Source organism: Wolbachia endosymbiont of Aedes aegypti, assembly GCF_021496215.1.
In the GTDB taxonomy this organism is placed as follows: Bacteria; Pseudomonadota; Alphaproteobacteria; order Rickettsiales; family Anaplasmataceae; genus Wolbachia; species Wolbachia pipientis.
Map to the genome: position 1 here is coordinate 854,488 of NZ_CP090902.1, position 12,445 is coordinate 866,932.

Annotated in this window: 10 protein-coding genes and 3 pseudogenes; 7 read left to right on the forward strand and 6 right to left on the reverse strand. The window is 35.5% G+C overall.

The window, feature by feature from the left end:
* Positions 1–569: 569 nt before the first annotated feature.
* Positions 570–1,913, forward strand: a complete 1,344-nt coding sequence (radA, locus tag L0Z58_RS04385; RefSeq protein ID WP_022626370.1) for a DNA repair protein RadA — start codon at positions 570–572, stop codon at positions 1,911–1,913.
* On the opposite strand, the gene ftsY is transcribed toward radA, so the two are convergent.
* Positions 1,900–2,811 (reverse strand): signal recognition particle-docking protein FtsY, encoded by a 912-nt coding sequence (ftsY, locus tag L0Z58_RS04390; RefSeq protein ID WP_010962907.1) that lies wholly within the window; start codon positions 2,809–2,811, stop codon positions 1,900–1,902. The two genes, radA and ftsY, sit on opposite strands and share 14 nt — an antisense overlap.
* Positions 2,812–3,002: 191 nt before the next feature.
* On the opposite strand from ftsY, the gene iscU reads away from it, so the two are divergent.
* From iscU to hscA, 4 genes are read left to right on the forward strand one after another with little or no spacing between them, the layout of a single operon-like run.
* Positions 3,003–3,386 (forward strand): Fe-S cluster assembly scaffold IscU, encoded by a 384-nt coding sequence (gene iscU, locus L0Z58_RS04395; RefSeq protein ID WP_007548853.1) that lies wholly within the window; start codon positions 3,003–3,005, stop codon positions 3,384–3,386.
* A gap of 12 nt (positions 3,387–3,398) precedes the next feature.
* A complete protein-coding gene (locus tag L0Z58_RS04400) occupies positions 3,399–3,812 on the forward strand; it encodes a HesB/IscA family protein (protein ID WP_010962908.1) in 414 nt (137 codons plus the stop codon).
* Positions 3,805–4,263, forward strand: a complete 459-nt coding sequence (locus L0Z58_RS04405) for an iron-sulfur cluster co-chaperone HscB C-terminal domain-containing protein (protein ID WP_010962909.1) — start codon at positions 3,805–3,807, stop codon at positions 4,261–4,263. The genes L0Z58_RS04400 and L0Z58_RS04405 overlap by 8 nt, the downstream gene beginning before the upstream one ends.
* Positions 4,241–5,989, forward strand: coding sequence for a Fe-S protein assembly chaperone HscA (gene hscA, locus L0Z58_RS04410; protein ID WP_010962910.1), 1,749 nt, complete (start codon positions 4,241–4,243; stop codon positions 5,987–5,989). Before L0Z58_RS04405 ends, hscA begins: the two co-directional genes overlap by 23 nt.
* A 7-nt stretch (positions 5,990–5,996) precedes the next feature.
* Here the strand turns inward: hscA and lepB are convergent, their stop codons facing one another.
* From lepB to L0Z58_RS04425, 4 genes are all read right to left on the reverse strand, one after another.
* Positions 5,997–6,743: a signal peptidase I gene (gene lepB / locus L0Z58_RS04415; RefSeq protein ID WP_010962911.1), complete on the reverse strand. Its 747-nt coding sequence runs from the start codon at positions 6,741–6,743 to the stop codon at positions 5,997–5,999.
* A gap of 772 nt (positions 6,744–7,515) precedes the next feature.
* Positions 7,516–7,647, reverse strand: a complete 132-nt coding sequence (locus L0Z58_RS06650; protein ID WP_255317428.1) for a hypothetical protein — start codon at positions 7,645–7,647, stop codon at positions 7,516–7,518.
* Between the two features lie 45 nt (positions 7,648–7,692).
* A complete protein-coding gene (locus L0Z58_RS04420) occupies positions 7,693–8,580 on the reverse strand; it encodes an aspartate carbamoyltransferase catalytic subunit (RefSeq protein ID WP_006280416.1) in 888 nt (295 codons plus the stop codon).
* A gap of 203 nt (positions 8,581–8,783) precedes the next feature.
* Positions 8,784–9,809, reverse strand: a complete 1,026-nt coding sequence (locus tag L0Z58_RS04425) for a Fe(3+) ABC transporter substrate-binding protein (protein WP_010082338.1) — start codon at positions 9,807–9,809, stop codon at positions 8,784–8,786.
* A 497-nt stretch (positions 9,810–10,306) separates the two neighbouring features.
* Here L0Z58_RS04425 and L0Z58_RS04430 point away from each other — a divergent pair.
* Positions 10,307–10,850, forward strand: a pseudogene (locus tag L0Z58_RS04430) (DUF6444 domain-containing protein); the annotation flags it as partial.
* A 7-nt stretch (positions 10,851–10,857) separates the two neighbouring features.
* Here L0Z58_RS04430 and L0Z58_RS04435 read toward each other — a convergent pair.
* A pseudogene (locus L0Z58_RS04435) lies at positions 10,858–11,265 on the reverse strand (IS4 family transposase); the annotation flags it as partial.
* A gap of 216 nt (positions 11,266–11,481) precedes the next feature.
* On the opposite strand from L0Z58_RS04435, the pseudogene L0Z58_RS04440 reads away from it, so the two are divergent.
* Positions 11,482–12,413 (forward strand): annotated as a pseudogene (locus L0Z58_RS04440) (IS110 family RNA-guided transposase).
* Positions 12,414–12,445 lie beyond the last annotated feature (32 nt).

Consider the following 12,445-nt stretch of genomic DNA (forward strand, 5'->3'; position numbering starts at 1 on the left):
CGCTTATAAAGCGTTACAAGACATCAAAAAATGCCAATACTCGACAGAGATAGTAAAAGACTAGCTAACTCGGGGATTCTTTGTCTTTTTTTCTGCTTAGTAAACTTCTTAAACATTTGCAGCGTAAGTTAGTTGCAATTAAAAGCAGCTTAATCTTGCTTGTCAAGCGTTTAAAACATAAAAAACGCCAATATTTTAAAGCGGATAATAACCCCAGGGCTTCTTTTGCCTTTTTTTTCATTTGGTAAATTTCTTAACGTTTGTAGCTAAACGACAACCGTCATCCCGCTACGTGTTAGCGGCTAAGAGATACCGCGGCGGTATGACGGTTTGCGGTGGCATGACCTCGTCATCCCGCTACGTGTTAGCGGGATCTAGAGATACCGTGACGGTATGACGGTTCGCGCGGTGGCATGACCTCGTCATCCCGCTACTTGTTAGCGGGATCTAGAGATACCGCGAATGAATCGCGGTATGACATAGGGAACCCTTTCTTGGGTTAGCTATAGATTTACTTCGCATATTCAGCTAATTTTTATTACAATTACAACAAAATAATTTTGGCTTTGATGAAAACTGTATATGTATGTCAATCCTGTGGTCACAGCACTGGTAGGTGGGTAGGGAAGTGCATCGCATGTGACAATTGGGATACAATTGTTGAGGAAATAGCAGTAAAAACGGGCAAAAGAAGTATATCTGCACCAATTTTAATAAAGACGTTATCGGGTAGCGAAATTATCACTCCAAGTCGTTTTTTAACAGGAATAGAAGAATTAGATAGAGTTTTTGGTGGGGGTATCGTTCAAGGTGCTAGCATTTTAATTGGTGGCGAACCTGGTATTGGAAAATCCACCCTTTTGCTTAGAATTGCAGCTAATGTTGTGCAACTTTCCTCTTTTGAATGTCTTTATGTATCCGGCGAGGAGTCTTTAGAGCAGGTGAGTCTCAGAGCAAAGCGTCTTAAGATAAATGAACCTAAAATTAAGCTTTTATCTACAGTGTCTTTAACTGATGTAGTAGCAACAATAAAGGAAAACAAAAGTATTAAATTCTTAGTAATTGACTCTATACAAACAATGTATGATAGCAGAATTACATCGGCACCAGGCACTGTAACTCAGGTTCGTATTTGCGCACATGAATTAACTATTCTTGCGAAACAATATGGTGTTTCTCTTTTAATAGTTGGTCATATAACTAAGGATGGACAAATAGCTGGACCCAAAACTCTGGAGCATATGGTGGATACGGTATTATATTTTGAAGGTGAAAATAGCAATCAATATCGCATTTTGCGTACTATTAAAAATAGATTTGGCCCTGCAAATGAAATTGGTGTTTTTGAGATGTCTGAAGCAGGACTTGTGCCTGTTGATAATCCATCATCATTGTTTCTGATGGCCCATGACAGAGAAGTAGTTGGCAGCGCCGTATTTGCAGGAATTGAAGGTTCAAGACCAATTTTAATGGAAGTGCAAGCATTAATAGCAGGGACTAATATGGCAACCCCAAGAAGGGCAGTAGTTGGGTGGGATATTAATAGATTGGCTATGATCATCGCGGTGCTAAATGCTCGTTGCAAAATGTTTTTGCATGATAAAGAGGTATACCTAAACATTGCAGGGGGACTCAAAATACAGGAACCATCGGCTGATCTTGCTGTTGCTGCTTCCCTTATTTCAAGTATAGTAAATTTACCGCTGCCAACTTCTTCAATAATCTGCGGTGAAGTTGCACTTTCAGGAGAAATTAGGAACATCTCGCATGCTGATCTCAGACTAAAAGAAGCACAAAAGTTAGGATTCAAAAAAGCAATTATGCCTAAAAATGGTAACTATTCTTCTCATGATATTGAAATAATCAAGCTTGGTCACGTAAGGGAATTAAGAGAAGTCTTTAATTACAATTAAATAACGCTTCAGCAAATTCTTTGCTAGTAAACTCCCTTAAGTCCTCTATATTTTCGCCAATTCCTATAGCATGTAACTTTATCTTATAAGCTTCTGCAAGTCCAATTACCACTCCGCCCTTAGCAGTGCCATCTAACTTTGTTACGATTAGCCCGGTAACATTAACCATTTTGCTAAATGCTTCTAATTGGCTATAAGCATTTTGGCCGGTAGTTGCGTCAAGAACTAAAATAACGTCATGAGGGGCAGTGTCATCCAATTTCTTTATCGTTCTATATATTTTTGATAACTCCTCCATAAGGTTCACATTATTTTGCAGCCTTCCTGCTGTGTCAATTAGAACAACATCAACGTTATCTTTTATAGCTTGACTTACAGCTCTATATGCCACACTTGCAGAGTCGCTACCGTACTCTCCAGTAACAATCAAGCAATCAGAACGTTCTGCCCAAATGTTTAATTGTTCACTAGCAGCAGCTCTAAATGTGTCGCATGCAACAAGCATAACGGATTTTCCCATTTCCTTATATTTATATGCGAGCTTACCTATAGTCGTGGTTTTACCGTTACCATTTACTCCGCATACCATTATTATATGTGGTTTTTTGTTTAAAATTAGCGGTTGCACAGCAGGGTTCAATATCGATTCTATTTCGCTCATTAGCTGCTGTGTGATGGTATTATACTCAACTTCCTTGTCAAATTTGATGCTTGTGAGCCTATCGATAATCAACTTGGAAGTTTTATGACCAATATCCATGCTAATTAGCAATTCTTCTAATTCATCTAAAAGCGACTGATCTAATTTTTTTTTGCCAGAAAAAATACTTTTCACCCCGTCGCTAAAGCGAGAAGAAGTTTTTAACAGGCCCTGATAAAGGTTACTAAACAAACTCAAGGGATACTCCTTTTTAAATTATAAACTTAATTACAATATAAAGAATGACATGCACTACGGGAATTTGTAAAGTAAAATGCACTCAAAAACTACAATTTTACCTTACAAAAATTACACTTTTTGAGTGTATTTTACTTTAGTTTTTAACCTAAGTATGTTATAATGTAGAATAGCGGTTCACAGGTAATTTTATGAGTTATAATGAGAAAATTTTAGATCATTACGAAAATCCAAGGAATGTTGGCTCTCTGGATAAAAATGATCCAAATGTTGGTACTGGCCTAGTTGGTGCACCATCGTGCGGTGATGTAATGAAATTGCAGATAAAGGTCAATGACAAAGGTGTTATTGAAGATGCAAAATTTAAAACTTTTGGTTGTGGTTCTGCCATTGCTTCAAGTTCCTTGTTAACAGAGATGATAAAGGGAAGAACCATCAGTGACGTTACACAGATAAAGAATACTCAAATAGTGGAAGAGTTGTCTTTACCTCCAGTGAAGATACACTGTTCGGTACTTGCTGAAGATGCTATAAAGGCTGCTATTCATGACTATCAAAGTAAACAAAAGAATTAAGAAGCTACGAACATGGGTGAATATCAAGAAGTAGGCAGAGGTGAAACTGTAAAAAAGAATAAAAAACTTATCACTATAACTGCGGAAGCAGTAGAAAGGATAAGGTATTTATTGGACCAAAAGAAGCATACTAACCTTGAGAAACCGGAAGAAGCAATAGGAATAAGAGTGCTAATTAAGCAAAAAGGATGTTCTGGTTTAAAATATGATATTGAATATGCATATGATACTCGTCCTTTAGAGTCGGTAATTGAAGAAAACTGTAGTGATGGCCAAAAAGTTAAAGTGTTGATCGACCCAAAATCCGTCATGTTTATTCTTGGCTCTGAAATGGATTATGTAGAAGAAAAATTTTCATCGGGTTTTGTTTTCAAAAATCCTAATGAGAAAGGAAAATGTGGTTGTGGAGAGAGTTTTCATGTCTAGCAACTATTTTGCATTGTTTGAAATTGAACCAGCTTTCAATATCAGCTTTGATGAGTTAGAGAAAAAATATATTGAGCTAAGCAGGACTGATATAAATGAAAGACAGTCCCAAAACATGGAAAATATTAACAGAGCTTATCAGATACTAAAGTCACCGCTAAAACGTGCTGAGCATTTGCTGGATTTTTTTAATGTGAAAAGCCAAAAGGACCACTTAAATTCTGAAATATTAAGTGAATCAATGGAAATAAGAGAGTACTTACTAGACTGCGACGATCTACAATTTGCAAGTAGGATGATCGATGAAAAAATAAAAGGTTGCATTAAAAATCTAATTAACACTTTTGCTGTAAAGAATTTTGATAGAGCTGCTACACAAGTCTTAAGATTGAAATATTTATACAAGTCATTTGAGGAGATGAAGAAAAATGCAACCAATTCAAATTTCTGAACCAAATTCAAATGAAGTAGTTTTTGGTATAGATCTTGGCACTACCAACTCTTTAATTGCTATGGTAAATAAAGCTGGCAACGTGGAGATATTTAAAGATGAACAGGGAAGAGAGCTATTACCTTCTATCATTTCATGTGAAAATAATACATTGAAAACTGGCTATGATGTTGGCTCAAATGCAATCCACTCAATAAAACGTTTAATGGGTAAAAGTGTTAAAGATTTGAACAAGATGGGTGTTTATTTTGAAATAGATAACGAAAGTGAAAAAGTTATTAGAGTAAAATGTTCGGAGGAAAAGTATCTTACTCCTGTTGAGATTTCTGCTGAGATATTAAAAGCTTTATATGAGAGGGTAAAAAAGTCTAAGGGGCTGGAAGTAAAAAAAGCAGTAATTACTGTGCCAGCTTACTTTGACGATTCAGCACGTAACGCAACTAAATATGCAGCAAAATTAGCTGGCATAGAAGTTCTTCGCCTCGTTAACGAGCCAACCGCTGCAGCGCTTTCTTACTCCATTGAAAAGAACAATAACAGTGGAATATATGCAGTTTATGACCTTGGTGGTGGAACATTTGATATTTCGATATTGAAATTGCATCAAGGAGTGTTTCAAGTTCTTGCAGTTGGTGGTGATACCAAACTCGGCGGTGATGATTTTGATCATTTGCTGAGTTCAATTGTGATTGATAAGTATAGAGAAAAGACGGCTAAGCAACTAAATTCCTTACTTATCGAATCACGCTCTGTGAAAGAGTACCTAAGCAATCACACTATAGGTATCTTCGAATTTAATGTTAACGGCAAGCCATTTGAGTGCGAAATTACCAGAGAAGAATTCGAGCAGGCAATCAGTTCTTTGGTCAATAAGACTATCAATATAGTCACTCGTACTATAAGTGATATAGATCTTAAAATTGATGATATAAAAGGAGTAATTTTAGTTGGTGGTGCAACTAGAACACCATTGGTTCAAAATTCACTAGTCAAACTCTTTGGAAATAAAGTACTAAATGACGTGGATCCAGATAAAGCAGTTGCCATTGGGGCAGCTCTGCAGGCTCATGATTTAACTTCGAGCTCAAAAGATAGGAATATTCTCCTGGATGTTTTACCTCTATCACTTGGCATAGAAACTATGGGAGGCATAGTTGAAAAAATCATACCAAGAAATACGCCACTGCCAGTTTCAGAAACAAAAGAGTTTACAACTTATATTGATGGGCAAACAGCAATGAAAATTCATGTTTGTCAGGGAGAACGTGAAATGATAGAGGATAACAAATCTCTAGCGCAGTTTGAACTAAAAGGTATACCGCCACTGCCTGCAGGTTCTGCAAGAGTTGAAATAGAATTTACAGTTAACGTTGACGGAATCTTGACTGTTACTGCAAGAGAAAAAACTACTGGAATTGAGCAGACAGTTAAAGTAAATTCAAGTTTTGGCTTGAGTGAAGCTGATGTTCAAAATATGGTTAACCAGTCAATAAACAGTTTTGACGAAGATATGAAGGCTCGTTCCCTTGCAGGTGCTAAAATTAATGGAAATAAACTCATACACTTGGTTGAAAACAATAATAACCTTTCCACTGATCAAAAGTTGAAAAACCTATTACAAAATGCAAAAAACGCTTTACAAGTCAATGACTTGAATGAAATTAACAACACTATCGCCGAGTTAGAAAATTCTTCTTTAGAGTTGTGTGAATTAACAAATAGGTAGAAAAAGCTTACACAACCTTGTGCAATACCCTATTTAATCTCAAAGCAACAGGTAACCTGAAATTAAATGGTAACCAATCGACCTTTCCTAATTTAAATGATAAACCAACTATGCTTACACGCCCAATGATATTTTCCATTGGTACAAAACCAACTTCAGGAAACCTACTATCTAAAGAATTATTTCTATTGTCTCCCATAACGAAAAATTGATCGTTAGGTACATAATAAACCGGAGTGTTATATGATAGCTTATTAGAAATGTCATCTACCAAAATCTCATGTTCCTTGCCACTTAAAAGCGTTTCTATATATCTTGGTATGTTACGATTTGACTCATAATCAAAAAAACTTTCAATTTGCCTTCGCTCTACTTTCTGATCATTTAGGTATAATTCTCCCTCTATCATTTGCACTTTGTCACCTGGTGTTCCTATTACTCGCTTAACAAACCTGATGCTGTCATTTCTTGTGGGTTTGAAAACTACTATGTCGCCACGCTTTGGAGGGGTATAAAAAATCCTGCCGCTAAAAATGTTTGGAGAAAATGGAAAGGAGTGTTTACTGTAACCGTATGAATATTTACTAGTAAAAATGTAATCCCCTTCAAGTAGGGTGCTTTTCATTGAACCAGAAGGTATATGAAATGGCTCGAATAAAAAACTACGTATTGATAGCGCAATCAACAGTAAAAAAAACAATGAAGATAAAAATCTTCCCGTTCTTATCACCCAATTTTTGCTTAGTTCTTCCAACTTTTCCAACTTTGTTTTTCTTATAGATTAAGCTTATTATAATACATAAATTAAAAAATGGTAATATGAAATTTTACTTGTGAATGTTATTCCTCTATTCAAAACAATTTTGAAAAGGCGGTTCATTTCTTTCAACGGTGTCATCCAAGTAGCGTGACACATAACTGTACGAACATTGCAATTTGCAGGTGGCAGATGAAAGTAGCTGATGCACATCTGTACGAACATTTGCTTTTGTTAAGGTAATATGGTGTTATGAAAGTAGCTGACACTGGAATGGCTTTGTTGCATCGCTACTTATGAAAGGCTAACTATAGTTAGGATTATAAGCAACCTATTGAAAATCTTGTTTTTTTGCAATCAATCTGATCAAATTTAAGAATAGTAATTTGTTATTTATATTAATAAATTTAATTCTATTGAAAATAGCTAAAGCATTGAAATTCTTGAATTTTAGCCGGATTGGTAAATGGTAGTGAAATTTCTTTTACTCAAATTTAGGTATTCATTGACCGTTCTTGTTATAAATACCAGAATAATAAGCTACTGATATTCCCTATCTTTTTTATCTTTAATCCATCATAGCTAGCGATGCAACAAAGCCCACTGGAATCTAGGTTGTAACCGTTCACGGATTGTGAGAATGAATAAAGAACTAAGCAGTCGTAACTTTTGGAAGGGATTTTGGCCATTGAGACGTGATGTCAAAAATATCGACAACATTCTTTCCACAAATCTTTCTCCATGTTCCGACCAGGTGAAAAAGCTGTTTTTACGATAGCCGTCTAATTTGCCGTTCTGCAAGGTTGTTGATTGACTTCAGGCTTTCGTAAAAACTTCCACACCATATCCTCGGCCTTAACATCTTAATGGCCATTCTCAAACCATTTACAAGCCTTGTCATTTCATGCCCCCCCTTTTTGCATTAGTTGTGTAGCATCTTTTAATATTAGCAAGGCCTATAATAGTGCAACACTGCCTTACGTATTGCCAATCCAAATTCTACTTGCTGTAAAATAACACAATCTGCTACATCGCTGCTAATCTCAATCCCTCTGTTTATTGGCCCTGGGTGCATAACAATCGCATCTGGTTTTGCGTATGATAGCTTTTGTGAATCAAGTCCATACAAATAAAAATATTCTTTCTCTGAAGAACTATTATTCATGCGCTCTTTCTGCAATCTCAAAAGCATAATTACGTCAGCATCCTTTATACCTTCAATTAATGAATAATGGACTGAATCTACTTCAGGAAAATGCTTACAAATCAAAGTTGGTGGTGCGACCAAGTTTATCTCTGCTCCAAACATTTTTAGCAATCTTATATTTGATCTTGCAACTCTACTGTGCAGAATATCTCCACATATCACAACTTTGAGGTCCTTTATTTGCTTTTTGTGATTGCTGATTACAAGATAGTCTGCAAGAGCTTGAGTTGGATGTTCACTACTTCCATCGCCTGCATTGATTAGCGAGCAGTTAACATACTTTGCCAGTGTATTAATGATACCACTACTTTTATGCCTGATTATTATGTAATCAGGATTCATTGCATTTAATGTTTTGATCATGTCTTTTAGATCTTCTCCCTTGTTAATAGAAGAAGATCTTATTGGCAAAGTTACAACATTTGCTCCAAGGCTTTTTGCTGCTATTTCAAAAGACGCAAGTGTACGCGTTGAATCTTCAAAGAATAAATTTATTACTGTCTTATTTTCCAAGATATGACTATTTGCAACTTCTTTTTTAAGGTACTGGTTGGCCAACTTAGTTATATTTTCTACATCATCGACTGTAAGGTCTGAGATGTTTAACAAATTCCTTCTCTTGTTCATAGTTTCCTTTTCAACTACTTGAACCTATTCTACTTTCTTATTACCTTTTTTCAATAGACTTCTTGTGCAGCAATTGTTTTGGTGAAAGAACGGAAAAAGATAGTAAAGTCAAAATTAAGTTAGAAGGAAGAAAAAGTTCAGCGAGTCAAGAGTAAGGTATATTAGCATAAATCTTTCATCCCAATGTTTAGTGGCGCTGGGGATTACTTCCACTTACACTCATCCGCTATCATAACAGCCTCAAAAAGATGCTTCTCAAGTTCACTTAGAGGCAAATCACTTTGTGAATAATTTCCCCAAGATTTTAGTATATCGGAAGTTTCAACGCCTTCAATAATAGGATATTCTTGGTTTTTTTTAGCGTATAACTCTTGAGCCTGCTTGCTTACTAAAAATTCCAATAAGACTATAGCATTTTCCCTGTTTTTTGCGTTTTTTGTTACTGCTGCACCACTGATGTTTACCATTACACCGTGATCGTTGCGATTAGGAAAAAAAGCCCCTAGCTTGTCTGCAACATTCTTTTTATTTTCTGATGAAAGAATTCTCGCAAAGTAGTAGCTGTTTACTATTGCAACATCTCCCTCACCCGCTGCTACGGCGTAAATTTGATCAGTATCACCACCACTTGGTTTTCTTGCCATATTGCTCACAATTCCGCTTACCCATTCTTTCGTCTTTTCAAAACCATTATTTGCAATCATAAAAGCAATTAACGATCTGTTATATGGACTTGTAGAAGAACGCACTAATATTTTTCCTTTCCATTTTTCATTTGCTAAATCTTCATAAGTACTTAAGTCCTTAGGGTCTACTGACTCTTTATTGTAAACCAATATCCTAGCTCTTTTTGTAAGACCAAACCAATAATCTTCACTGTCTCTAAATCTTGCAGGTATAACACTTTTTAAAACCTCTGAATCTACTTGAGATAAAAGTCCTCTTTTTTTTGCTAGAATTAAGTTGATTGCATCAGCAGTCAAAAATAAGTCAGCTTCACCACCGTTTTCCATTCGTGAAAGTAGCTGAGAATAATCATCAATGATGTAACGTACTTTAATACCTGTATTTTTCGTGAATTCATCAAACAAAGTACGTACTAATTCTTCTTTGCGCGATGAATAAACATTTACCACTTGTGAGTCATTAGTTCCGTCGTTTCTGTATAAATAAGTAATAACTATCAATATAATTGCTATTAAGGATGTGAATATAAAGGCTTTTTTCATATTGGATAAAAAATAACTTCTTTCAGTTAAAGTTACCAAGATGGTACAACTTTAGCAAGTGTAAAGTTCGTTAGATAAATCATAAAAACTTCCTTGACAAGCTTCGCCAGCCCCCTTATTATAACACTGAAGCTATTTATTTATCTTCGCAATCTCTGCAGTGGATTAATGACAAAAAACTTAATGTATTTGGCGTAAATCATGCTTAATTTTTTGCACTATGTGCACCTTATTTCTTTATAAAATTTCTAGGTTTTTACCTAATATAAGCTGAAATGCGCTATTTAAAACATTAAAAAACGCCAACTTAAAAAATGGATAGTGAATAACTAGCTACCCTAGGGTTTCTTTTGCCTTTTTTTCTGTTTAGTAAATTGTATCCGTTCAGCGGAGTGGTAGAATAAGGTAGACAAATCAAGATAATCAAGATAATCATAGAGCAAAAGTGAGGTAATGTGGTAAACCTTTGAGAACTTTGCAAAAATTTACAGCAAAAAATAGAAAAACTGAAAGCAGAGATAGAAAACTTAAAAGCAGAAAATAAAGCTTTAAAGATAGAGAACGCTGAATTAAAGGAAAGGCTCGGTTTAAATTCAAAAAACTCATCCCTGCCCAGCTCAAAAGAGCTATACAAAATAAAAAAGGACAAGCCAAAAAGCGAAAGGAATGTTGGCGATCAGGTTGGGCATAAAGGAAATTTTCATGCCACAATGGAAGCGGATAAAGTAGTAAAAATAGAGTTGCCTAATATTTGCGAATGCGGAGGAGAGCTTGTAATATGCGAAAAACCTTATGTTCACCAAAAAGTTGATCTTCCGGAAATTAGGCCTTATGTAGTAATTGGAACATGGTCGTTATTGGAGATGCAGAAAAAGAAAAAGTAGCAAGTTACCAGAAGGTGTTACGCCAGATACATTTGGTCCAAGGGTTAAGTCTATAATTGCAGCACTCAGCGAATTTTACAAAAACTCAAAGCGTAAAGTGGCTAGTATCATAAATGACATTTTTAATTTGAACATAAGTGTTGGCAGCATATCAAATCTTACTATTACCCACAAATATGAGGTTCGTGAGCAAGTCGCCATCCTTCTGCTAAATCAAAGAGACGTTTATATCCTTTCCAAAGAGTAATTGGTCCTGGTTTTGGGTCATTTTTTCTTGCTAAATGGCCTCCAAGTTCATGAAACAGCTTCTTTTATGTTGGGAACTACACTTGGACATGGTTTTCTGTGTATTTTAACGTATAAAACTTTCCATTCTTCTTCAGCTAATAAGGTAGTACATGGTAATGTTGGGTTAGCTCTTGCAATTGATGTAATAAAGAAGATCCTCCAAGCAATAATACTCATAACTGTTAGATATCTCATTAGTCTTTCTGCTATTCCAAGCCTACATTCTTCAACTTTGAGACCGGATTTAAAATTTTATGTAATATCTCTATTTTCCATCTAAGGCAATTGTAAGTTAAAAACGTGATATAAAAAAGATAAGAGAGAAAGATAACCCTGCTCACTAGGAATAGCGGGCGTGCGCGACCGAAAGGAAATTGGTATTACAACCGTTGGTATCAAGGTACGCTAGCCCTATCTCTCGATACGTTTGAATAGTTGCTTGGGACATATATATGCACCCGTTTACAATCTTAAATTAACTAAAACTATCGAGGTTTATTATGGTTACATCTTATCAAAATTTTATTGGCATTGACATCGGAAAATTTAAAAATATCGTTGCAATTCACAAACAGAAGAATGCTGTCAAATTTGATAATAATGCTTCTGGTTGGCAACAATTATTTCAAGAGTTTTCAGATATTCTACCTAATGCTTTAGTGACTTTAGAAAATACAGGGAAATATGAGCTTGGCTTATCACATTTTCTTACCGACAAAAATATTGCCGTGCATCGAGCTAATACTCGTAAAGTAAAAAGCTTTATTTTATCTCACGGAACTTTAGCAAAGTCTAGATGCAAGAGCTCTTGCTCAATATGGATTTGAACGCCATAGAACTATCTCTCTATTTGTACCTACCTCTACAGAACAATCAACTTTGGCTGCACTTTGTCAACGTCGTGATGATATTACGCAAATGAGAACTCAAGAAAAATGCAGACTTGAAGCACCGGAAAATGATCATATAAAAGAAAGCTGTCAAAAGACCATTGAGTTTTTCGATAGTCAAATAAACGAACTCAATGATACTATACAAAAGATTATTGATGAAAGCCGCGAATTACAACAACGCCAAAAAATTCTTAAAACAGTTCCTGGAAAAGTTATCACAAGATTTTTTGTGTTTAATGCCAGAGCTTGGTTACTTAAATAGAAAAGAAGTAGCAAGTCTTGCCGGAGTTGCACCGCATCCAAAAGAAAGTGGTAAAGCTGTTGGTTACCGAAGGATTACAGGTGGTAGAAGTAACGTTCGTTCAAAGCTCTTTACAGCCGCTATGGCTGCTACAAGGTCAAAATCTATACTTGGCGCCTTTTATTCTAAGCTTGTTGAAAGTGGTAAGAAGAAGATGGTGGCTATAACAGCCCTAATGCGTAAAATTATAGTAATTGCTAATACAAGACTTAAAGAAGCAATTAATTTGCATACTTAAAAATCTTCACAACGGTAACTGAAATTGGCTAA

Coding starts and splice junctions, on each gene's coding strand:
- radA (WP_022626370.1), top strand. CDS start 570: ATGAAAACTGTATATGTATGTCAATCCTGTGGTCACAGCACTGGTAGG.
- iscU (WP_007548853.1), top strand. CDS start 3,003: ATGAGTTATAATGAGAAAATTTTAGATCATTACGAAAATCCAAGGAAT.
- L0Z58_RS04400 (WP_010962908.1), top strand. CDS start 3,399: ATGGGTGAATATCAAGAAGTAGGCAGAGGTGAAACTGTAAAAAAGAAT.
- L0Z58_RS04405 (WP_010962909.1), top strand. CDS start 3,805: ATGTCTAGCAACTATTTTGCATTGTTTGAAATTGAACCAGCTTTCAAT.
- hscA (WP_010962910.1), top strand. CDS start 4,241: ATGCAACCAATTCAAATTTCTGAACCAAATTCAAATGAAGTAGTTTTT.
- L0Z58_RS06650 (WP_255317428.1), bottom strand. CDS start 7,647: ATGACAAGGCTTGTAAATGGTTTGAGAATGGCCATTAAGATGTTAAGG.
- L0Z58_RS04420 (WP_006280416.1), bottom strand. CDS start 8,580: ATGAACAAGAGAAGGAATTTGTTAAACATCTCAGACCTTACAGTCGAT.
- L0Z58_RS04425 (WP_010082338.1), bottom strand. CDS start 9,809: ATGAAAAAAGCCTTTATATTCACATCCTTAATAGCAATTATATTGATA.